This window comes from Agrococcus sp. Marseille-P2731 (assembly GCF_900117395.1).
Lineage (GTDB): Bacteria > Actinomycetota > Actinomycetes > Actinomycetales > Microbacteriaceae > Agrococcus.
On the sequence record NZ_FPEG01000002.1, the window covers coordinates 712,837 to 732,668 of the forward strand.

Genomic DNA, 19,832 nt, shown 5'->3' on the forward strand with positions numbered 1-19,832 from the left:
GCTCAGCCGGCTGCCCGCGCCGCGCGCACCCAGCCGCTCCCCCGCTGCGCCGCCCGGCCGGCGAGCTCGAGCAGGGCGAGCGCAGCGGTCACCTCGCGCGGCGCCATGCCGGTGCGGATCGCCAGCTCGTCCGCTCCTCGAGCGGCTCGCGAGCTCAGTGCGTCGAGCACGCGCAGCTCCTCGCCCGTCGTCAGGTCGAGCGCATCGTCGCTGCCAGCAGTGCCATCGACCAGCTCGACGACGTGCTCAGCCCTCTCGATGACGGCGGCGCCGTACTCGCGCAGCAGGCGGTGACATCCCGTGCTCGCTCCAGAGGTCACCGGCCCCGGCACCGCGCCGAGCGGACGACCGAGCGCAGCGGCGTGGCCGGCGGTGTTGATGGACCCCGAGCGATGCCCGGCCTCGACCACGACCGTCGCGCTCGCGAGCGCAGCGATCAGGCGATTGCGCGCGAGGAAGCGCCACCGTGTCGGGGGCACGCCGCTCGGGGACTCCGCCATGACGCACCCGGTGGCCTCGATCCGGCGCAGCAGCTCGTCGTGCCCTGCCGGGTAGAAGCGGTCGAGGCCTCCCGCGAGCACCGCGACCGTCGTGCCGCCGCTCGTCATCGTCGCTCGATGCGCGGTGCCGTCGATCCCGTAGGCGCCTCCCGACACGATCGCGAAGCCCCGGTCGACCAGACCGGAGGCGAGCTGCCCCGTGACGAGCTCCCCGTATCCGGAGGACGCGCGCGATCCGACGAGCGCCGCAGACCGCCTGCAGCCGACCAGTGCAGCTGGGTCGCCGCGCACCCAGAGCGCCGACGGCGCGTGCGGTCCGAGGTCATCGAGCGCTGTCGGCCACGCTTCGTCGGCACGCGTGAGCAGCCGCTGCCCGTGCCGCGCGCCCTGCGAGAAGGCCGCCAGGATCCGCTCAGCGCCGAGCCGGGGCTGCCAGCGTGCCAGCGCCTCCGGCACCCGACGCGCGACCTCGGGGTCGTCGAGCGCTTCGGCCCACTGCGCGGCGCTCGCGCCATCCACCAGCATGTCCAGCGAGCGCACGTCGCCGAGCAGGGCTCGCACCTGCCCTGCGACGCCGTCGCCCGGTTCGGGCAGCACCGTCCACGCCCCGGCCGCGAAGCGAGCGATGATCGCGGCGTCGTCGAGCGAACCGTGCCCGGTGCTGTCGAGGGATGCCGTGCGGGCACCCGTGGCGGGTGCGACGCCCGGATGCTGATCGGCCGCGGCGCGCAGCGGCAGCGTGGCGCTCACCGCTGCGCGCACGAGCTCCAGGTCGAGCCGGAACGCCTTCATGCGGGGATCCCCTTCCTCAGCGCGAGCGCGCGGCCGATGTGGGTGGTCGTGGGAGTCGCGGCCCCGTCGAGGTCGGCCATCGTCCAGGCCACGCGCACCGTGCGGTCGAGGCCTCGCATCGTGAGCGCTCCGCTCTCGAGCGCACGCTCGAGCGGAGCGAGCAGCCGCGGATCGAGGGGCAGGCTGCGTCGCAGCCAGGGCCCGGGCACGTGGCCCATCGCCGTCCATGCGGTGCCCGCCAGGCGCCGCGCGGCCCGTGCCCGTGCCTCGGCGACGCGCGCCGCCGCATCCGCCGTCGAGCGCCCCTCGGCGTCTCGCGAGCCGGCGCCCGAGCCGCGATCGATCGCCGGCGCGACGCGGTCGACGCGCACCTGCAGGTCGACCCGGTCGAGCAGCGGGCCGGAGAGCCGGCCGAAGTAGCGCCGGCGCTGCTGCGGCGCGCAGGTGCAGTCGCCGCTGCCGAACAGGCCGCAGGGGCACGGATTGGCTGCGAGGAGCAGCTGGAACCGAGCGGGGAAGGTGGCACTGCCCGACGCCCGATCGATCGTGATCGTGCCCGACTCGAGCGGCTGGCGCAGCATGTCGAGCACCGCGCGCGGGAACTCCGGCGCCTCGTCGAGGAAGAGCACGCCGTGGGAGGCCCGCGCAGCAGCGCCCGGCCGGATCGTGCCGGAGCCGCCGCCGACGAGCGCGACGCCGGTGGCCGTGTGGTGCGGATGCTCGAACGGCGGCAGCAGGTCGAGCGTCGCAGGCACCGCCTCGCCGGCGAGGGATCGGAGGGACGCGACCTCGAGCGCCTGCTCGTGACTGAGCGGCGGCAGGATGCCGGGCAGGCGCATGGCCAGCATCGTCTTGCCCGCCCCGGGCGGGCCGACCATCATCAGGTGGTGCGCCCCGGCGGCCGCGACCTCGAGCGCATCGACCGCATCGCGGTTGCCGATCACCTCCGCCAGGTCGAGCGCGGCGTGCGCGCGCTCGGGCACCGGCTCGGTGGGCACCGCCTCGACCGGCTCGGGATCGACCTCGGCACCCAGCAGTGCTGCGGCGTGGGCGAGGCTCGGCGCACCCAGCACGCGCAGCCCCGCGACGAGCGCTGCCTCGTCGACGGAGGCGCTCGGCACGACGAGCCGCGTCATGCCGGCCTCGGCCGCGGCTCGCGCGAGCGGCAGCAGGCCCGCGACGGGACGCAGCCGGCCGTCGAGGCCGAGCTCGCCCAGCAGCGCGGTCTCGCCGTCGTCCTGCGGCACGACTCCGCTCGCGCGCAGCACCGCGACGGCCATCGCGAGGTCGAAGTGCGTGCCCGTCTTCGGCAGCGACGCCGGCGTCAGGTTGATGACGACCTTGCCGCGCGGCGCGCTCAGCCCCATCCGCGCGATGGCGCTCCACGTGCGATGCCGCGCTTGCTGCACCGCCGGCCCCGGCAACCCGACGATGATGACGGCCGGCAGGCCGGCTGAGGCGTGCACCTCGATCTGCACGCCGATGCCCGCGAGCCCGCGCAGCGCCACGCACTGCGCCCGCCCGAAGCCGCTCACGCGATGCCCCGCAGGTGCTCGACGCGCCACGCTCCCCCGAGCGGCGCGATGATGCCGACCGCATCGAGCCGCACGGGCCCGCGCTGCCCGGTGGCCTCGAGCCAGAGCGCCGCGAGCATGCGCAGGCGTCGCACCTTGCTCGGCGTGATGGCCTCGAAGGGGTGGCCGAAGGCGAGCCCGCGCCGCGTCTTCACCTCGACGAAGACGAGGGTGTCGCCGTCGAGCGCCACGATGTCGAGCTCGCCGTGCGCGCAGCGCCAGCGGCGGTCGATGATGCGCATCCCTGCGCGCTCGAGGTGCACGCTCGCCGCGGCCTCGCCGTCCAGGCCCAGCTGATCCTTCGCTCGCATGAGCGCAGGAAAGCGGATGCGCGCGGGCACGCGTGCCAGCGCAGGACGGCGCTGTGGAGAACTCCAGCGCGGACGCGTCAGGCGGCCGCCAGCACGGGGTCGCGCACGCACCGAGCGGTCAGCGCATCGGCGCCGACCCGCCGATCACTCCTCGATCGCGAGGTCCTTCGGCAGCTCCAGGTCGCGGGAGGCGAGCTCCTCGACGTTCACATCCTTGAACGTGAGCACGCGGGCCGACTTGATGAACCGGTCGGAGCGGTAGATGTCCCACACCCACACGTCGGTGAGCTCGAGCTCGAAGTAGAAGTCGGTGCCCGCGTCGTGCCGGGTGATCTTCACGTCGTTGGCGAGGTAGAAGCGGCGCTCGGTCTCGACGACATGCTTGAACATGCCGACGACGTCTCGATACTCCTTGAAGAGGGCCAGCTCGACCTCGCGGTCGTAGTCCTCGATGTCCTCGGGTTCCACGCCCTCATCCTAAGGCCCTGCATCGGGACGGGGCCGCACGCGGCCTCTGCGTCCGCCTCAGGCGGCGTGCAGCCAGGTGCGGCGGTGCAGCGGCGTCGGGCCGAGCTCGCTGATCGCGCTCATGTGGGCGGCAGAGCCGTAGCCCTTGTTCGACGCCCAGCCGTAGCCCGCGTGCACCCCGTCGGCCTCGACCATCCGCCCGTCGCGCTCGACCTTCGCGACCAGCGCGGCGCCCGAGACCGAGGCACAGTCGCGATCGGCCTTCGCGCGCAGCACCGTGCGCACCGGGGTGCGCAGCGCCGGCGCGAGCCAGTCGAAGGTGCCGTCGAGCAGGATCGCCGAGGTCGGCACGTCGATGCCGGCCGCGTGCAGGCCGACGAGCGCGCGCCTGCCGGCCAGCCCGAGCGCGACCATGATGCCGAAGCGGTCGATCTCGTCGTTCGAGGCGTGGCCGACGGCGCTGACACCCCATTCGCGCACGAGCGGGGCAGTGGATGCGCGGCGCAGCGGCGTCATCGTCTTCGAGTCGCGCAGGTGCTCGGGCCACGCACCGCAGTCGGTCCGGAGCGCGAGGGCGCCGACGCTCACGGGACCCGCCAGTGCTCCCCGACCGACCTCGTCCATGCCGATGACGTGCGGCGCATCCGCCCAGAGCGCACGCTCGACCTCGAGTGTCGGCGTCGCCGGCATCAGTGCGCCACCGCCTGCGGCTGGATCACCTCGGTGTCGGCGCCCTGCGACTCGACGCCCACGAACGACTGCTCGTAGCTGTCGAGCCACGCCCACCGCTCGAGCGGCCAGGAGACGACGATGGCTCGGCCCACCACCGACTGCAGCGGCACGAAGCCACCGCCCGGCGCATCCATGTGCGCGCGCGAGTCGCCGGAGTGGTTGCGGTTGTCGCCCATCACCCACAGGTGCCCCTCCGGCACCGTGACCTCGAAGGACGTCGAGCTCGCGGGCTGGCCGTCCTGGTCGAGGCGCAGGTAGGGCTCATCGATCGGCACGCCGTTGACGAGCAGCTGACCGAAGTCGTTGCAGCACTCGACGGTGTCGCCGGGCAGGCCGATCACGCGCTTGATGAGGTAGCCGTGGTCGTCCTCCGGCGCGAGGCCGACGAAGGTGAGGAACCAGTCGACCGCGCCGGCGACCCCGGTCTCCGGCTCGTGCTCCTGCTCGGGCAGCCAGCCGCCCGGATCCTCGAAGACGACGACGTCGCCGTGCTCGACCGGCACCAGCGCGGGCGTGAGCAGGCTGACGATGATGCGGTCGTCGACCTGGAGGGTGTCGTTCATCGACTCGGACGGGATCCAGAACGGCCGGATCAGGAACGTCTTCACCAGGAAGGAGATGAGCAGCGCGATGAGGAAGATGACGACGATGTCGCGCAGGAACAGCAGCACCCCTCGCCCGCCGCGGGATCCGCCGTCGCCGCGGCCAGCCCTGCCGGCCTCGACCGTGTCCGTCATCCCAGCCCTTTCGCCTCACCAAGTGTAGGCGCGCAGCGGCGCCGCTCCGCTGCCGTGCGCGCGCGTCGCATCACGATTCGGCGACGAACGCAGAAGGCGGGGCCGGCATCACGCCGACCCCGCCTTCGCAGAGCGTCAGTTGTCGCGCTTCTCGCGGATCTTGGCTGCCTTGCCGCGGAGACCGCGGAGGTAGTAGAGCTTCGCGCGGCGCACGTCGCCGCGGCTGACGAGCTCGATCTTGTCGATCACCGGCGAGTGCACCGGGAAGGTGCGCTCGACGCCGACCTGGAAGGTGACCTTGCGGACCGTGAAGGTCTCGCGCACGCCGTGGCCCGAGCGGCCGATGACGACGCCCTGGAACACCTGGACGCGCGAGCGCGAGCCCTCGATGATGTTGACGTGCACCTTGACGGTGTCGCCGGGGCGGAAGTCGGGGACGTCGGTGCGGAGGCTGGCTGCGTCGACCTTGTCGAGGATGTGCATGGCGGTATCGCTCTCTGCAGCCGCCACAGGTCGACCGCGTCATAGGTATCTGGAGACGGTGCCCTGCGTTCGCTCCCCTGTGGCAGAGGCCGCCCTCGCAGGCGGGACCGCACGTGGCACCAACGACCTATCTTGCCACACGCGAGCGGTCCGCACCAACGGCTCGGTCGGCGCGCCGCGTCAGGGCCGCTCGTCGTCCTCCATGCGGATGACGCGACCCGTCTGCGGGCCGTCGAGCGACGAGAAGCTCGCGTCTGCCTGCCGGGCCTGCTGCTCGAGCAGCGGCGCCTGCAGGTCGTTGACGACGCGCTCGACGCGCCTGCGGGTCTCGCGCCCCAGCTCGAGCACCTGCAGCCAGAACAGCACGACGCCGCCGAGGATCGTCACCATGATGCCGATGGCGGTGAAGGAGTTCGACGCCGTCAGCCAGCCTCCGCCGAACCACGCGGTGAGCGCGCTGCCCTCACGACCACCCGCGGAGTCGACGACCGTCAGGCCGACCAGCGCGATCACGGCGAGCCATGGCCCCACGAGCCGCAGATCGCGCCACGCGACCGCGCGCGGACCGCGCACCTCCTTGCGGGCGAAGGTCGCGCCGACGACGAGCGCGATCATGATCGCGAGCCCGGGGCCGAGGAACGCCTGCAGCAGCAGCGCGTCGCCCAGTGGCGCCCCCGCCAGGCCGCGGCCGAACATGATCCAGGCCGGCAGCACGACGATCGAGGCGGCGAACCCCCAGAAGCCAGCGCGCAGCGCCCAGTGCCGAGGAGGTCGGTCCGCGCTCCGCGGAGCTGTGCTCGAAGCCATGCTCAGAGGCTAGCGAGCCGCGCGGTGCACCGTCGGGGTGTTCGCTGAGGGCAGGCGACGCGCGCGTCAGCGCTGGTCGTCGGGCAGCAGGTCGGGCCGCACGCGGCGCGTGCGCTCGAGCGACTGCTCGTGACGCCAGGCGGCGACGTGCGCGTGGTTGCCGCTGCGCAGCACCGCCGGCACCTCGAGACCGCGCCACACCTGCGGCTTGGTGTACGAGGGATGCTCGAGCAGCCCGGCCTCGTGGCTCTCCTCGACGAGGCTCTCGGGGTTGCCGACCACGCCGGGCACGAGCCTGCCGATCGCCTCGATCATCGCCATCGCCGCGACCTCGCCGCCGTTCAGCACGTAGTCGCCGAGGCTCACCTCGAGCACGCGGGCGCGCGTCGCGGCGTAGTCGGCCACGCGCGCGTCGATGCCCTCGTAGCGCCCGCACGCGAACACGAGTCGCCGCTCGTTCGCGAGCTCGCGCGCGAGCGCCTGGGTGAACGGCACGCCCGCCGGCGTCGGGAAGATGACCACGGCATCCGCCTGCTCGCCGTCGTCACCGCTGTCGCCCGCGGCGGGCTCGCCGAGCAGCGCGTCGAGCGCCGCGCCCCATGGCTCCGGCTTCATCACCATGCCGGCGCCGCCCCCGTAGGGCGTGTCGTCGACGGTGCGGTGGCGGTCGCTGGTCCAGTCGCGCAGGTCGTGGACGCCGAGGGCGAGCAGCTGATCGCGCCGCGCCTTGCCGAGCAGCGAGACGTCGAGCACCCCGAAGAACTCGGGGAAGATCGTGACGATGTCGATCTGCACGGGCCTAGCCCCGGTCGGGCGATGCGGATGCGTCGGATGCGTCGTCGTCGGCGACCTCGGCCTCCGGGGCGGCCGGCTGCGCGGCCTGCTCCGCCGGGGCGCTGTCGAGCTCCTCGAAGAGGCCCGGCGGCGGCGTGACGGTCAGGCGCCCGGCGCGCAGGTCGACCTCCGGCACGATCGCCTTGACGAAGGGCACCATGATCTCGGTGCCGGCGACGTCGACGATCAGCATGTCCTGCGCCGGCATCGGGTCGACGCGCACGACGCGGCCGATGCGCTCGTCATCGCGCCAGACCTCGAGACCCGCGAGCTGGTGCACGTACCAGGCGTCGGGCTCGACGGGCAGCTCGGTCGGATCGTGCTCGACCCAGAGCACCGCCTTCACGAGCGACTCAGCCTCGGTGCGGTCGGTGACGCCCTCGAAGAAGGCGACGGGGCTCCCGTTGTACACGCGGAGCTCGAGCAGCTCGATCGACTTGCCGTGCCACTTCGATGCCGTGGGCACCTGGAGCGCGAACCGCGCGCCCGGGACGAAGCGTCGACCGGGGTCGTCGGTGTAGAGCTCGATCTTGATCGCGCCCTTGAGCCCGTGGGCCCTGGCGAGCCGCCCGACGCGCACCTGGGTGCGCGCGGGCACGGCCGGCCTAGCGATCGGTGTCCACCACGTCCACGCGGACGCGGCGTCCTCCGGGGAGCGCACCCATCACGGTGCGCAGGGCACCAGCGGTGCGACCGCCGCGCCCGATGACGCGGCCGAGGTCCTCGGGGTGCACGCGCACCTCGAGGACCTCGCCGCGCGGCGTGTCGCGCGAGCCCACGCGCACATCGTCAGGGCGATCGACGATCCCCTTGACGAGGTGCTCGAGCGCATCGCGCAGCATGTTCAGTCCTCGGTCTTCTCGGCCTCGGCGGCACCCTCAGCGGGCGCCTCCTCGGCGTCGGTCGACGCAGCAGCGGGCGCCTCAGCCGGCTTCTCAGCCTTGGGCTTGAGGACGGGCTTCTTGGCCGCGTCGATCTCGAACGACCGCTTGCCCTCGGGAGCCTTGACCTGGCTCTCCGTGGGGCCCTCGCCCGTGAAGCGACCCCAGTCGCCCGTGAGCTTGAGCAGCGCGGTGACCTGCTCGGTCGGCTGCGCGCCGACGCCGAGCCAGTACTGCGCGCGCTCGCTGTCGATGTCGATCAGCGAGGGGTTCTCGGTCGGGTGGTACTTCCCGATCTCCTCGATGACGCGGCCATCGCGCTTGGTGCGCGAGTCGGCCACGACGACGCGGTAGTAGGGCGCACGGATCTTGCCGAAGCGCTTCAGACGGATCTTGACTGCCACAGTTCTCCTGCTTTTTGTGTGTTCGTAGTGCACCGCGGCCTGCGCGTGTGGGGATGCGCGACCCGCAAAGCTCGGTGAGCGTCGCGCGCCGGATAGAGGGTCGGGCGCGTGCTCGACCCCCCATTCTGGCACATCTCCTGGCGTCGCGCGCGCCACGCAGGCGCACGCCCTACGCTTCACCCATGAAGTTCGCCGCCTCACCGCGCTCCTCGCTCGGCATCGAGTGGGAGCTCGCGCTGGTCGACCCGTCGACGGGCGAGATCGCACCGCACGCGAAGGAGCTGCTCGCCTCGATCGACGACAAGCGCTTCGACAAGGAGTTCCTCACCGGCATGATCGAGCTGATCACCGGTGTGCACACCTCGACCGACGCCGCCGTCGACGAGCTGCGGACGATGCGCGACACCGCGTGCGATGCAGCGGAGCGCATGGGGCTCGCGCTCGTCGGCACCGGAACGCACCCCACCAGCCGCTGGCGCGAGCAGACGCAGGGCGACGATCCGCGCTACGCGCGCGTGATCGAGAAGGCGGGCGACTGGGGCCGCCGCCTGATCATCTTCGGCGTGCACAACCACGTCGGCGTCGAGGACAAGGCGAAGGTCGTGCCGCTCATGCGCACCATGCTCGACCGCCTGCCGCTGATCCTGGCGCTGTCGGCGTCGAGCCCGTTCTGGCAGGGGCTCGACACCGGCTTCGCCTCGCACCGCACGATGCTCTTCCAGCAGCTGCCCACCGGCGGGCTGCCTCCGATGCTCGTCGACTGGGGCGAGTACGAGCGCACGCTCAGCGACATGCTCGCGGCCGGGGTCATCGAGGACATCGGCGAACTGCGCTGGGACGTCCGTCCCTCCCCCGCGATCGGAACGGTCGAGATGCGCGTCGCCGACGGCGCTCCGTCGATCGACGACCTCGCCGGCGTGACCGCGCTCATCCACTGCCTGATGGAGGAGGCGTCGCGAGCGCTCGACGACGGCGAGCCGCAGCGCCACCTGCCCTCGTGGCTCGTCCGCGAGAACAAGTGGCGCGCTGCGCGCGACGGCCTCGCGGCGACCGCGATCGTCGACGAGCGCGGCACGCTGCAGCCGGTGCGCGACGCGATCGGCGAGGCGATCGAGCGGCTGGCCCCCATCGCCGAGGACCTCGGCGCGACGCGATCCCTCGCGGCGGCCGGCCGCGTGCTCGAGCGCGGCGGTTCCGCCGAGCAGCAGCGCGCGGCGTTCGACCGCGGCGGCCACCCGGCGGTGCTCGCCGAGATCATCGAGGCGATGCGCTCCTAGCGCTCGTCGTTCTTGCGGTCGCGCCAGTCCAGGAACGCCTGCACCCGGTCGAGCCCGTAGCCGTCGGGCGTGTCGTCGCCCGAGAGCGGGATCGTGAGCAGCCTCGTGCCGGCGGCGTGGAGCGCGTCGAGGCGCTCGAAGCCGACGCCGCCGACGCCGTCCCGCACGCTCGCACCGTTCGAGACCTCGATCTCGGCGATGTCGCGGCCGCGCGCCTCGCACGCGGCGCGCAGCACGTCGAGCTTGTGCGGCAGCTCGTCGGGGCCGACGAAGGAGTGCCAGATGTCAGCGTGCTCGGCGACCATCGGCAGCGTCTTCTGCTCGCCCTTGCCGCCGATCAGGACGGGCATGGAGCCGACGGGCGGCGGGTTGAGCCTCGACCACCGCTCACGGATGCGCGGCAGCGACGCGGCCAGGTCGTTCAAGCGGGAGCCGACGGTGCCGAACTCGTAGCCGTACTCCTCGTAGTCGCGCTCGAACCATCCGGAGCCGATGCCGAAGATGAAGCGGCCGCCGGAGATGTGGTCGATCGTGCGCGCCACGTCGGCCAGCAGGTCGGGGTTCCGGTAGGAGTTGCAGAACACGAGCGGGCCGATCTGCACGCGCTCCGTCGCGACCGCCCACGCCGCGAGCTGCGCGGTCGCCTCGAAGTGCGGGCCGTCGGGCTCGCCCGAGAGCGGGAAGAAGTGATCCCAGCCGAAGACGGCGTCGACGCCCATCTCCTCGAGCCGCCTCGCCGCGTCGATCGTGGCCTGCATGGTCGTGTGCTGCGGCGCGAGCTGCACGCCGATGCGAGTGGGTCGATGCGTCATGGCTCGAGCCTACGACGGGGCGGCATGCTGCAGTTCGACCTCGACGGCGCCGCGCTCTACGCTTGCTGCGTGGCCCACCTCTCCCCCATCGCAGAGCGCGCGCAGGCGCCAGAGACCCTGCCCCCGATCACCGCCGGCGGCCTCGCCTGGCGACCCGCGACCATCGAGGACGCGACCGCGCTGGCCGCGCTCAACAACGCGATGGCAGAGGCTGACGGCGCCCCCTACCGCGAGACGGTCGACGAGACGCGTGAGGAGCTCGGCGCGAGCTGGCGAGACCTCGAGCACGACTCTCTGCTCGGCTTCGACGACGAGGGCGAGCTGCGGGCCGCAGCCCTCGTCAGCTCGTTCCCGGGAGACACGAACACCGTGCGCGCCTTCGCCTTCGGCGGGGTCCACCCGACGCGCCGCGGCGAGGGCATCGGTCGCGAGGTCTTCGCGTGGCAGCTCGCGCGCTCGCGGCAGATCCTGGCGGCCTCCGGCAAGGAGCTGCCGGGGCGCATCGGCGCCTTCGCCGATGACGACGCCCCCGAGTCCAAGCACCGCCTGTACCTGCATGCCGGGCTCGAGCCGCGCCGCTACTTCTCCGACCTGAAGCGCACGCTGCCGACCGGCTCGGCCGACGCATCCGACGTCCCGCCCATCCCCGAGGTCGAGCTGACGGGATCGCTGCGGCTCGTGCCCTTCTCGCCAGAGGTCGACGAGGCCACCCGACTCGCGCACAACGACGCGTTCCGCGACCACTGGGGCAGCGAGCCGCAGACGCCCGAGCAGTGGACGAACGGTCGCAGCGAGTTCGCGCCCGAGTGGACGTTCGTCGTCGTGGACGACGCGCCCGACGTCGCCGCGCTGCTGGCGGACGAGCAGACGGATGCGGCGACGCGCGCCGCGCTCGAAGCGGGCGAGCCGCTCGTGGTCGCCTACGCGATCAGCGACCGCTTCGAGGTCGACTTCCCCGTGCGCGGCTACTCCTTCGGCTACACCGGTCTGCTCGGCACGCGCAGGGCGTACCGCGGCAGGAAGGCGGCGCTCGCCGCGCTCGCCGCGAGCATGCGCGCCTTCGTCGACTCCGGCATGGACGCCGCGGTGCTCGACGTCGACACCGAGAACCCCTCGGGCGCGCACGGGCTGTACGCCAGCCTCGGGTACACGAAGGAGCACGGCTCCCGCATGTACTCGATCGAGCTCTGACCGCTCCGCTCGGGCTCGCTCAGTAGTAGACCGCGAGCCGCCCGCTCGGGCCGTCGATGACCCGCACCGGGGTGTCGAAGACGCGCGTGAGCACCTCGTCGTCCATGATCTGCTCGGCGGTGCCGAACTCGACCACCCTGCCGTCCTTCACGGCGCAGATCCGGTCGGCGTAGTGTCCGGCGAAGTTGATGTCGTGGACGACCAGCACGATGGTCCGTCCGAGCTCCTCGGCCGCGCGTCGCAGGTGTCGCATCATCTGCACGGAGTGCCGCATGTCGAGGTTGTTGAGCGGCTCGTCGAGCAGCACGTACTCGGTGTCCTGCGCGAGCACCATCGCGACGTAGGCCCGCTGCCGCTGCCCGCCGGAGAGCTCGTCGAGGTAGCGGTGCTCGAGCGCGCCGAGGTCGACGAAGTCGATCGCCTCGCTGACGAGCTCCTCGTCGCGCGTCGTCAGCCTCCCGCTCGAGTGCGGGAAGCGCCCGAACGCCACGAGCTGCCGCACGGTGAGGCGGGTGATGAAGTGGTTCTCCTGGCGCAGGATGGAGACGACCTTCGCGAGGTCCTTCGACTTGGTCCGCGCCACGTCGTAGCCGGCGATCTCGATCGTGCCCGCGTCCAGGCCCAGCAGCCGGCCGATCATCGTGAGCAGCGTCGACTTGCCCGCGCCGTTGGGGCCGATGAGGGCGGTGATGCCGCCCTTCGGGATCTCGAGCGTCACGGGCCCGATCGCGACCTCGTCGCTGTAGTGCTTGCGCACGTCCTGCAGGGTGATCACAGCCGTCCCTTCCTGAGGATGACGAAGAGGAAGACGCTGCCGCCGATCAGCTCGATGATGATCGAGACGACGCCCTGCGCGTAGAACACGTGGCGCATGATGAAGTAGGCCCCGCTCAGCACGACGAACGCCAGCAGCACGGCGACGGGCAGGATGCGCCGGTGGTCGTGGGTGTCGGCCGCCTGATAGGCGAGCGTGGCGACGAGGAAGCCGAGGAAGACCATCGGGCCGACCAGAGCCGTCGAGACCGCCATCAGGATCGAGACGAGGAAGAGCACCTGCATGGTCTGCGCGCGGTGGCCCAGCCCGAGACCCATGCTGACGTCGCGGCCGAGCGCGAGCGTGTTCAGCGTGCGGGCGCGGGACCAGAGCGCGCCGGCCGCCAGGAGGCACAGCGGGATGGCGACGGGCAGGTAGGCGGGGTCGGCGTTCGACACGTTGCCGAAGAGCCTGGCGCTCAGCACGTCGAACTCGCTCGGCGTCAGCAGCCGCTGCATGAACGCGGAGACGGAGCCGAGGCCGCCGCCGATCACGATGCCGATCAGCAGCATGACGGGCAGGTTGCCGTAGCGCCCCGAGAGCAACCAGCCGTAGAGCAGCAGCGAGAAGCCGACCATGAGCGCGATCTGCAGCACGAACTGCGGCAGCCCCTGCAGCGCGACGATGCCGGAGATGCCCAAGAAGTAGACGGCGGAGGTCTGCACGGCCGCGTAGAGCGATTCGAAGCCCATGATGGAGGGCGTGATGATGCGGTTGTTCGTCACGGTCTGGAAGCTGACCGTCGCGACCGCCTGGCAGAGCGCCACGACGGCCATCACGGCGACGCTCGTGATGCGCATCTCGGCGATGCGCCAGAAGCCGTCGGTGCCGAACGGCATGGGGTTGTCCCACGCCAGCAGGCCGAGCGCGAACGCCGCCGAGAGCACGATCAGGGTGATGAGCACGATGGCGTAGCGGCGCCTGGCGGCGAGCGTCGGCAGCGCGGCGGAGGTGCGCTGGGGGCTCGTCTGGCGCGCCGTGCTCGGCGCGCGGCGCATGCGGCTCAGCTCAACCACGACGACGCTGCCGCAGGAGCAGGGCGACGAACACGACGGCTCCGGCGACGCCGAGGATGAGCGAGACGGGCACCTCGAAGGGCGCGATGATCGTGCGCCCCACGAGGTCGCACGCGGTGACGATGCCGATGCCGAGCAGGCACACCCACGGCAGGTTGCTGCGCAGGTCGTCGCCGCGGATCATCGAGACGATGTTGGGCACGATGAGGCCGAGGAAGGGCAGGCTCCCGACGATCACGGTCACGACGCCTGTCGCGACGGCGACGAGGCCGGCGCCCAGCAGCACCACGCGGTGGTAGTCGAGCCCGACGTTCGTGGCGATCTCCTCGCCGAGCCCCGCGACCGTGAAGCGGTCGGCGACGACGAAGACGGCGACCGCGACGAGCGCCACGATCCAGAGGAACTCGTACTGCCCGCGCAGCACCGAGGTGAAGCTGCCGGCGAACCAGACGCCGAGGCTCTGCAGCATGTCGGTCTGCAGCGCGATGAAGGTCGAGACCGCCGAGACGACGGCGCCGAGCATGATGCCGACGATCGGGACGATGAGGGATGCGCGCAGCGACACGCGCCGCAGGAACAGGAAGAAGACCATGGTGCCGACGAAGGCGGCGAGCACGGCGCCCACCATCCGGGGCAGGATGCCTGCGCTCGGCAGCAGGATCATGACGGTCATCAGGCCGAGCCCCGCCCACTCCGTCGTGCCGGTCGTCGTGGGCTCGACGAAGCGGTTCTGCGTCAGCAGCTGCATCACGAGGCCGCACATCGCCATCGCGGCGCCGGCGAGCACGAGGGCGATCGTGCGCGGGATGCGCGTGATCCCGAACATCTCGCCGCCGTCCTCTGCGCCGACGACGTCGTACACGCCCGTCATCAGCGAGAGGACGAGCAGCCCGCCGACCACGCCGACGCCGAGCAGCAGCCGCCAGTCGAGCAGCTGCCGCCTGCTGCGCGTGCGCGCCTCGAGCGCTGTGGCCGTCATCCCTCACCCATCGTCATGCTCTCCGTCGTGCACGGCCGCGGGCGGCGGAGCCGTCGAGGCTCCGCCGCCGCGTCGGTCGCTGGCTCAGCTTGCGCCCTCGAGGGCGTCGGCGAACGCGTCGAGGAACTCCGTGTAGGTCTGGATGCTCTCGTTCGTGTAGGTGTCGGCGGGCATGTAGACGAGGTTGTCGTCCTGCACCGCGGTGACGCCCGCGAGCGCCTCGGAGCTCTCGAGGATGTCGGCGGCCGGCGAGAAGGCCGGGTCGTCGGCGCCCACGGCGGCGTCGCGGTCCATCACGAGGATCCAGTCGGGGTTCGAGTCGGCGATGGCCTCGACAGAGATGTCGTCGCCCTGGTGATCGTCGGTCGAGCCGTCGACCTCGAGCGCGGGGGTCAGCCCCAGCACGTCGAAGATCGGACCGAGGGTGCGGCCGACGGACGGCGCGAGGTAGCCGATCTCACCGCCGGTGGTGGTGACGGCCATCACGGTCTGCGAGGCGTCGTAGGCCTCGGCGGCGCGAGCGATGGCGGCGTCGAAGTCGGCCACGAGCTGCTCGGCCTCCGCCTGCTTGCCGAAGACCTCGCCGAGCACCGTCACCTGGCGGCGCAGCTCCTCGTCGAAGGGCTCGCCCTCGCGCGGCTCGAGCTGGAGGATCGTCGCCTCGGGGACGAGCGCGGCGATGTCGGCGTCGCGATCCGAGAAGCGCTGGCCGCTGATCACGAGGTCGGGATCAGCGGCGACGATGAGCTCGAGGTTCGGCTCGCGGTGGTTGCCGATGTCGACGATCGAGTCGTCCTCGGTGTAGGCGATGGTGTCTGGCATGAGCGCGACCGCAGCCGCCGAGAGCTCCACGCCCCAGTCGGAGAGCGTCTCGAAGGTGCGGTTGTCGAGCGCCACCACGGAGGAGAGCGCTGCCGGCACCGTCTGCGTGCCCGCGTTGTCCTCGACCTCGATGGCGGCCGCGGCGGGCGCCGCGGTCTCGGTGGTCTCGGCCGGCGTGGCAGAGGTGGCCGAGCATCCGGCGAGCACGACTGCCGAGGCGGCGAGCAGCGTGAGCGCGGCGATGGAACGCTTCGCGGGCATGGGAATCTCCTTGGATGTGAGGATCAGCGATGATCCGACCCCGAGCCGCTGGACGACCGGGTCAGGCGAGACCGAGCGGTCCCGCGTGTCAGATAAGGCAAGCCTAACCTAACCCCGGCCGGGATGCGCAAGCGCGCTGCGACACCGGGTCGCACGACCAGCCGAGCGCGAGCGCCTGCGGCGTCAGCGGTTGCCGAGCATGCGCTGCAAGGTCTCCTGCTCAGCGCCTGAGAGCTCGCCGAACGCGCCCTCGGGCTTCGGCGCGCCGAACGCGCTGCCCTGCGGCGCAGCGGGCGCGGCCGGCTCGGCGTCGCGCTTGGCGGGGTTGCCGGACCTGCGCTGCTGCTTGCCGCCCTTGGGCGTCGCCTTCTTGGGCTGGCGCATGCCGGGCATCGGCCCCATCCCCGGCATCTGGGGCACGCCCCCCTTGGCGACGGTCTTCATCATCTTCGCCGCCTGCTCGAAGCGGGCGATGAGCTGGTTGACGTCGGTCACCGTCACCCCCGCGCCGCGCGCGATGCGCAGGCGGCGCGAGCCATTGAGGAGCTTCGACTGCTTGCGCTCCTGCGGCGTCATCGACTGGATGATCGCCTCGGTCCGCACCAGCTCGCCCTCGTCGAACGAGTCGATCGCCTCCCGCATGCCCTTCGCGCCCGGCAGCATGCCGAGCATCTGCTTGAAGTTGCCGGCCTTGCGCAGCTGCTGCATCTGCTTGAGGAAGTCCTCGAGCGTGAAGCCGTCGGTCGCGATCGCCTCAGCGAAGCGATGCGCCTCATCCTCGTCGAAGGCCTTCTGCGCCTGCTCGATGAGGGTGAGGATGTCGCCCAGGTCGAGGATGCGGCTCGCCATGCGGTCGGGGTGGAAGGGCTCGAAGTCGTCGAGCGTCTCTCCGGTCGACGCGAACATGATGGGCTTGCCGGTGATGCCTCGGATCGAGAGCGCCGCGCCACCGCGGGCGTCGCCGTCGAGCTTCGTGAGCACCACTCCTGTGAAGTCGACGCCCTCCTGGAACGCCTTCGCGGTGGCCACCGCATCCTGACCGATCATCGCGTCGATGACGAACAGCACCTCGTCGGGCTGGACGGCACGGCGGATGTCGGCGGCCTGACGCATCATGTCGGCGTCGACGCCGAGGCGACCGGCCGTGTCGACGATGACGATGTCGTGCTGCCGCCGCTTGGCCTCTGCCACGCCGTCTCGCGCGACCTTCACCGGGTCGCCGACGCCGTTGCCGGGCTCGGGCGCGAAGACCTGCACCCCGGCCTGGCCGCCCACGACCTGCAGCTGCGTGACGGCGTTCGGGCGCTGAAGGTCGCTGGCGACCAGCAGCGGCGTGTGGCCCTTGCCCCGCAGGTGCTTGGCGAGCTTGCCGGCGAGCGTGGTCTTGCCAGCGCCCTGGAGGCCGGCGAGCATGATGACGGTCGGCGGCTGCTTCGCCAGCTGCAGCTGCCGGGTCTCGCCACCCAGGATGCCGACGAGCTCGTCGTTGACGATCTTCACCACCTGCTGCGCGGGGTTGAGGGCGTCGGAGACCTCCGCGCCCAGCGCTCGCTCGCGCACCGCGGCGGTGAAGCTCTTCACCACCTCGAGCGCCACATCGGCGTCGAGCAGCGCACGCCGGATCTCGCGGACCGTCCCGTCGACGTCCGATGCCGAGAGCTTGCCCTTCGTGCGGAGCTTCGCAAGAGTCTCGGTGAGGCGGGTGGAGAGTGAACCGAACGCAGCCATGGTGAGGTCAGTCTACCGGCGGCCTGCCATGCTGGTTCCGTCACCGCAGAGGGGAGACTGCATGCGCCTCCGAGGCATGCCGCCGACGCACGCTCGGTCGCTCTGGCACAGCGTGCGCACCTACGGCTTCACCATCACGGCGCTCGCGCGCCACGCCTCGCGGGTGCACGGCGACCGCGTCGGCCTGGTCGTCGACTCCTGGAGCACCACGTTCCGCCAGCTGTGGCGCTCCGCCGAGGGGGTCGCCGCCGTGCTCTACGTCGGACCGCTGCAGCGCAAGCCGCTGCCGGTCGTCGTCTCCTGCCCGGGCCCCGCGATGGAGATCGCTCTGCTCGCCGTCTCGCGCCTGGGCCTCGACGTCATGCCGATCAGCCCGCGCGCGCTCGACGACTTCCGGCGGGCGGTCCCCCGCGACGCGCTGCTGATCCACGACGGCGAGGTGCCCTCGTGGCACCCGGGGCCCACCGCATCCGCCGACCAGATCATGGAGTGGGCGGCCAGCGACGGCGCAGGCCTCGGACGCACCCGCCACCGCGCGCGCATCGTGCTGCCGTCGAAGACCGCCTCCGGCACGATCACCCCCCACGTGCAGGGCGCGATGGGGGTGCAGGGCCTCCGCCAGCTCGCCGGACTGCACGATCGCCTCGGCATCCAGGGCACCGACATCGTGCTCGCCTGCGCTCCCCCGCACCGCGGTCCCGGACTGCAGCTGCTCGGCATGGCGCTGCTGACGGGCGCCACGCTCGTGAGCGCGGCGCACACGCCCGCGGCCGACCGCATCCGCATCATCCGCGAGCGCTTCGTCTCGGTGCTCTCCGCCTCCCCGCGGCAGCTCACCGGCATCCTCGACGAGCTCGAGCGCTCGGGCGAGCGCCCGCCGCGGCTGCGGCGCATCATGGTCGCCGGCGAGGACATCGACGCCGACCTCGTGCGGCGGCTGCACGCGACCTGGGGGCCCATCGTGCTGAGCGCCTACGGCTCGGTGCAGACCGGCACCGTCGCGGTCGCGACCCCCGAGCTGCTCTCGGCGCACCCTGGCACCGCTGGCAGGCGGCTGCCCGGCAGCGACTTCGGCATCGTCGGCCACGCGGGGCGCGGCGACGCGAGCGGGCTGCTCTGGGTGCGCGGCGCGCACGCGACGGTCATCACCGAGGATCAGGCGCGCATCGAGGACGGGCGGCTGACGATCGTGGGGCCGCTGACGCAGCCGGATACGGCGGACTGAGGTCTCGTGACACGTCGGCCTCCGGCCGGCGCTCCTCGACCTGCGGGGTGACGCGTCGGCCTCCGGCCGGCGCTCCTCGACCGGCGGGATGACGCGTCGGCCTCCGGCCGGCGCTCCTCGACCTGCGGGATGACGCGTCGGCCTCCGGCCGGCGCTCCTCGACCTGCGGGATGACGCGTCGGCCTCCGGTCGGCGCTCCTCGACCGGCGGGCGCGGGCTAGCCGACCAGCTGCTCGACGAAGACGTGCGGGGTGAAGCCCGTCAGGTCGTCGATGCCCTCGCCCTGCCCGATGAGCTTGATGGGGATGCCGGTGCGCTCCTGCACCGCCAGGATGAAGCCGCCCTTGGCGCTGCCGTCGAGCTTCGTCACCACGAGGCCGGTGATGCCCGCCGACTCGATGAACGCCTGCGCCTGCGAGACACCGTTCTGCCCCGTCGTCGCGTCGAGCACCAGCAGCACCTCGGAGACCGGGGCCTGCTTCTCGATCACGCGCTTGATCTTGCCGAGCTCATCCATGAGCCCGCCCTTGGTGTGGAGGCGGCCGGCCGTGTCGATGATGCACATCGTGTGCCCGTGCGCCTTCGCGGCCTCGACCGTCTGGTAGGCGACGGATGCCGGATCCTGGCCCTCGCGCTCTGGCCGCACGATCGCGACGCCGGCGCGCTGCGCCCAGGTGCCGAGCTGCTCGACCGCCGCCGCGCGGAAGGTGTCAGCGGCGCCGACCACGACCGATTGGCCGTTCACGACCAGGAAGCGCGCGAGCTTGCCGATCGTGGTGGTCTTGCCGACGCCGTTGATGCCGACGACCAGGATCACCGCGGGGCGCTCCTTCAGCGAGAGCGTCGGGTCGTACTCGGCGAAGCGCTCCTCGAGCCGCTCGCGCAGCATGCGCTTGAGATCCCTCGGGTCGTCGATCATCAGGCGCTCGACATCGGCGCGCAGCGAGTCGATGAGCTGCTCGGTGATGTCGGGCCCGAAGTCGGCCGTGATGAGCGCCGTCTCGAGGTCGTCCCAGGTCTCCTCGGTGATCGTCTCGCGCTGGAACATGCCCCGCAGGGCGCCGGAGAGAGACCACTTCGCTGCCATGGCTCCATGGTAGGTGGCCAGGGGCTAGACTCGTGCTTCGGCGAAGGGGAGTATCCCGTCACGCCGCGATCGTCATCACGGATCCGCTTGCGGCGCC

General features: G+C 72.0%; 22 protein-coding genes. 3 read left to right on the forward strand and 19 right to left on the reverse strand.

Translation table 11 applies throughout. The features are described from left to right. Positions 1-2: 2 nt before the first annotated feature. From dprA to rpsP, 12 genes are all read right to left on the reverse strand, one after another. Positions 3-1,292 carry a DNA-processing protein DprA gene (dprA, locus tag BQ6202_RS07360; protein ID WP_083587075.1) on the reverse strand — a complete coding sequence of 430 codons (1,290 nt, stop codon included), beginning with the start codon at positions 1,290-1,292 and terminating at the stop codon, positions 3-5. Further along, positions 1,289-2,827 (reverse strand): YifB family Mg chelatase-like AAA ATPase, encoded by a 1,539-nt coding sequence (locus BQ6202_RS07365; protein WP_072313769.1) that lies wholly within the window; start codon positions 2,825-2,827, stop codon positions 1,289-1,291. Before BQ6202_RS07365 ends, dprA begins: the two co-directional genes overlap by 4 nt. Further along, positions 2,824-3,177 carry a YraN family protein gene (locus tag BQ6202_RS07370; protein WP_072313770.1) on the reverse strand — a complete coding sequence of 118 codons (354 nt, stop codon included), beginning with the start codon at positions 3,175-3,177 and terminating at the stop codon, positions 2,824-2,826. Before BQ6202_RS07370 ends, BQ6202_RS07365 begins: the two co-directional genes overlap by 4 nt. Positions 3,178-3,321: 144 nt before the next feature. Continuing rightward, on the reverse strand, positions 3,322-3,645 hold the full coding sequence (locus tag BQ6202_RS07375) for a DUF2469 domain-containing protein (protein WP_072313771.1): 324 nt from the start codon (positions 3,643-3,645) through the stop codon (positions 3,322-3,324). 57 nt (positions 3,646-3,702) lie between these two features. Next, positions 3,703-4,335 (reverse strand): ribonuclease HII, encoded by a 633-nt coding sequence (locus tag BQ6202_RS07380; RefSeq protein ID WP_072313772.1) that lies wholly within the window; start codon positions 4,333-4,335, stop codon positions 3,703-3,705. After that, on the reverse strand, positions 4,335-5,114 hold the full coding sequence (gene lepB / locus BQ6202_RS07385; protein ID WP_072313773.1) for a signal peptidase I: 780 nt from the start codon (positions 5,112-5,114) through the stop codon (positions 4,335-4,337). The genes BQ6202_RS07380 and lepB overlap by 1 nt, the downstream gene beginning before the upstream one ends. A gap of 135 nt (positions 5,115-5,249) precedes the next feature. Next, on the reverse strand, positions 5,250-5,597 hold the full coding sequence (gene rplS / locus BQ6202_RS07390) for a 50S ribosomal protein L19 (RefSeq protein ID WP_072313774.1): 348 nt from the start codon (positions 5,595-5,597) through the stop codon (positions 5,250-5,252). A gap of 180 nt (positions 5,598-5,777) precedes the next feature. Then, the gene (locus BQ6202_RS07395) at positions 5,778-6,404 is read right to left on the reverse strand and encodes a hypothetical protein (RefSeq protein WP_072313775.1); all 627 of its coding nucleotides are present in this window, start codon (positions 6,402-6,404) and stop codon (positions 5,778-5,780) included. A 66-nt stretch (positions 6,405-6,470) separates the two neighbouring features. Continuing rightward, positions 6,471-7,199, reverse strand: coding sequence for a tRNA (guanosine(37)-N1)-methyltransferase TrmD (gene trmD, locus BQ6202_RS07400; protein ID WP_072313776.1), 729 nt, complete (start codon positions 7,197-7,199; stop codon positions 6,471-6,473). Positions 7,200-7,203: 4 nt separating this feature from the next. Then, entirely contained in the window at positions 7,204-7,836 is a 633-nt protein-coding gene (gene rimM, locus BQ6202_RS07405) for a ribosome maturation factor RimM (protein WP_234946148.1), read from the reverse strand. Positions 7,837-7,843: 7 nt separating this feature from the next. Then, positions 7,844-8,080, reverse strand: coding sequence for an RNA-binding protein (locus BQ6202_RS07410; RefSeq protein WP_072313777.1), 237 nt, complete (start codon positions 8,078-8,080; stop codon positions 7,844-7,846). Positions 8,081-8,082: 2 nt separating this feature from the next. Continuing rightward, positions 8,083-8,523 (reverse strand): 30S ribosomal protein S16, encoded by a 441-nt coding sequence (gene rpsP, locus BQ6202_RS07415; protein ID WP_072313778.1) that lies wholly within the window; start codon positions 8,521-8,523, stop codon positions 8,083-8,085. A 182-nt stretch (positions 8,524-8,705) separates the two neighbouring features. On the opposite strand from rpsP, the gene BQ6202_RS07420 reads away from it, so the two are divergent. Next, a complete protein-coding gene (locus BQ6202_RS07420) occupies positions 8,706-9,800 on the forward strand; it encodes a carboxylate-amine ligase (RefSeq protein WP_072313779.1) in 1,095 nt (364 codons plus the stop codon). On the opposite strand, the gene BQ6202_RS07425 is transcribed toward BQ6202_RS07420, so the two are convergent. Then, on the reverse strand, positions 9,797-10,612 hold the full coding sequence (locus tag BQ6202_RS07425; protein WP_072313780.1) for an LLM class F420-dependent oxidoreductase: 816 nt from the start codon (positions 10,610-10,612) through the stop codon (positions 9,797-9,799). The genes BQ6202_RS07420 and BQ6202_RS07425 overlap by 4 nt on opposite strands. Positions 10,613-10,636: 24 nt before the next feature. Here BQ6202_RS07425 and BQ6202_RS07430 point away from each other — a divergent pair, with 24 nt between their 5' ends. Beyond that, on the forward strand, positions 10,637-11,803 hold the full coding sequence (locus tag BQ6202_RS07430) for a GNAT family N-acetyltransferase (protein WP_072313781.1): 1,167 nt from the start codon (positions 10,637-10,639) through the stop codon (positions 11,801-11,803). Between the two features lie 19 nt (positions 11,804-11,822). Here the strand turns inward: BQ6202_RS07430 and BQ6202_RS07435 are convergent, their stop codons facing one another. The 5 genes from BQ6202_RS07435 to ffh all read right to left on the reverse strand — a co-directional run bounded on the left by BQ6202_RS07435 (position 11,823) and on the right by ffh (position 17,423). Then, entirely contained in the window at positions 11,823-12,578 is a 756-nt protein-coding gene (locus BQ6202_RS07435) for an iron ABC transporter ATP-binding protein (RefSeq protein ID WP_072313782.1), read from the reverse strand. After that, the gene (locus tag BQ6202_RS07440) at positions 12,575-13,615 is read right to left on the reverse strand and encodes an iron chelate uptake ABC transporter family permease subunit (RefSeq protein ID WP_072313997.1); all 1,041 of its coding nucleotides are present in this window, start codon (positions 13,613-13,615) and stop codon (positions 12,575-12,577) included. Before BQ6202_RS07440 ends, BQ6202_RS07435 begins: the two co-directional genes overlap by 4 nt. Positions 13,616-13,625: 10 nt before the next feature. Beyond that, positions 13,626-14,612 (reverse strand): ABC transporter permease, encoded by a 987-nt coding sequence (locus BQ6202_RS07445; protein ID WP_072313783.1) that lies wholly within the window; start codon positions 14,610-14,612, stop codon positions 13,626-13,628. Between the two features lie 84 nt (positions 14,613-14,696). Continuing rightward, complete coding sequence (locus tag BQ6202_RS07450) at positions 14,697-15,695, reverse strand: siderophore ABC transporter substrate-binding protein (RefSeq protein WP_072313784.1); 999 nt, start codon at positions 15,693-15,695, stop codon at positions 14,697-14,699. Between the two features lie 183 nt (positions 15,696-15,878). After that, positions 15,879-17,423, reverse strand: coding sequence for a signal recognition particle protein (ffh, locus tag BQ6202_RS07455; RefSeq protein WP_072313785.1), 1,545 nt, complete (start codon positions 17,421-17,423; stop codon positions 15,879-15,881). 61 nt (positions 17,424-17,484) lie between these two features. On the opposite strand from ffh, the gene BQ6202_RS07460 reads away from it, so the two are divergent. Further along, on the forward strand, positions 17,485-18,648 hold the full coding sequence (locus tag BQ6202_RS07460; protein ID WP_072313786.1) for an AMP-binding protein: 1,164 nt from the start codon (positions 17,485-17,487) through the stop codon (positions 18,646-18,648). Between the two features lie 217 nt (positions 18,649-18,865). Here BQ6202_RS07460 and ftsY read toward each other — a convergent pair whose 3' ends face one another. Beyond that, complete coding sequence (ftsY, locus tag BQ6202_RS07465) at positions 18,866-19,735, reverse strand: signal recognition particle-docking protein FtsY (RefSeq protein WP_072313787.1); 870 nt, start codon at positions 19,733-19,735, stop codon at positions 18,866-18,868. Positions 19,736-19,832 lie beyond the last annotated feature (97 nt).

What these genes read in the sequence shown, in the direction of transcription:
- dprA (WP_083587075.1), bottom strand. Translation starts at nt 1,292, where the DNA reads ATGAAGGCGTTCCGGCTCGACCTGGAGCTCGTGCGCGCAGCGGTGAGC.
- BQ6202_RS07425 (WP_072313780.1), bottom strand. Translation starts at nt 10,612, where the DNA reads ATGACGCATCGACCCACTCGCATCGGCGTGCAGCTCGCGCCGCAGCAC.
- BQ6202_RS07380 (WP_072313772.1), bottom strand. Translation starts at nt 4,335, where the DNA reads ATGCCGGCGACGCCGACACTCGAGGTCGAGCGTGCGCTCTGGGCGGAT.
- BQ6202_RS07395 (WP_072313775.1), bottom strand. Translation starts at nt 6,404, where the DNA reads ATGGCTTCGAGCACAGCTCCGCGGAGCGCGGACCGACCTCCTCGGCAC.
- BQ6202_RS07445 (WP_072313783.1), bottom strand. Translation starts at nt 14,612, where the DNA reads ATGACGGCCACAGCGCTCGAGGCGCGCACGCGCAGCAGGCGGCAGCTG.
- BQ6202_RS07420 (WP_072313779.1), top strand. Translation starts at nt 8,706, where the DNA reads ATGAAGTTCGCCGCCTCACCGCGCTCCTCGCTCGGCATCGAGTGGGAG.
- ffh (WP_072313785.1), bottom strand. Translation starts at nt 17,423, where the DNA reads ATGGCTGCGTTCGGTTCACTCTCCACCCGCCTCACCGAGACTCTTGCG.
- BQ6202_RS07450 (WP_072313784.1), bottom strand. Translation starts at nt 15,695, where the DNA reads ATGCCCGCGAAGCGTTCCATCGCCGCGCTCACGCTGCTCGCCGCCTCG.
- rplS (WP_072313774.1), bottom strand. Translation starts at nt 5,597, where the DNA reads ATGCACATCCTCGACAAGGTCGACGCAGCCAGCCTCCGCACCGACGTC.
- ftsY (WP_072313787.1), bottom strand. Translation starts at nt 19,735, where the DNA reads ATGGCAGCGAAGTGGTCTCTCTCCGGCGCCCTGCGGGGCATGTTCCAG.
- BQ6202_RS07370 (WP_072313770.1), bottom strand. Translation starts at nt 3,177, where the DNA reads ATGCGAGCGAAGGATCAGCTGGGCCTGGACGGCGAGGCCGCGGCGAGC.
- BQ6202_RS07440 (WP_072313997.1), bottom strand. Translation starts at nt 13,615, where the DNA reads ATGCGCCGCGCGCCGAGCACGGCGCGCCAGACGAGCCCCCAGCGCACC.
- BQ6202_RS07410 (WP_072313777.1), bottom strand. Translation starts at nt 8,080, where the DNA reads ATGCTGCGCGATGCGCTCGAGCACCTCGTCAAGGGGATCGTCGATCGC.
- lepB (WP_072313773.1), bottom strand. Translation starts at nt 5,114, where the DNA reads ATGACGGACACGGTCGAGGCCGGCAGGGCTGGCCGCGGCGACGGCGGA.
- BQ6202_RS07430 (WP_072313781.1), top strand. Translation starts at nt 10,637, where the DNA reads ATGCTGCAGTTCGACCTCGACGGCGCCGCGCTCTACGCTTGCTGCGTG.
- BQ6202_RS07460 (WP_072313786.1), top strand. Translation starts at nt 17,485, where the DNA reads ATGCGCCTCCGAGGCATGCCGCCGACGCACGCTCGGTCGCTCTGGCAC.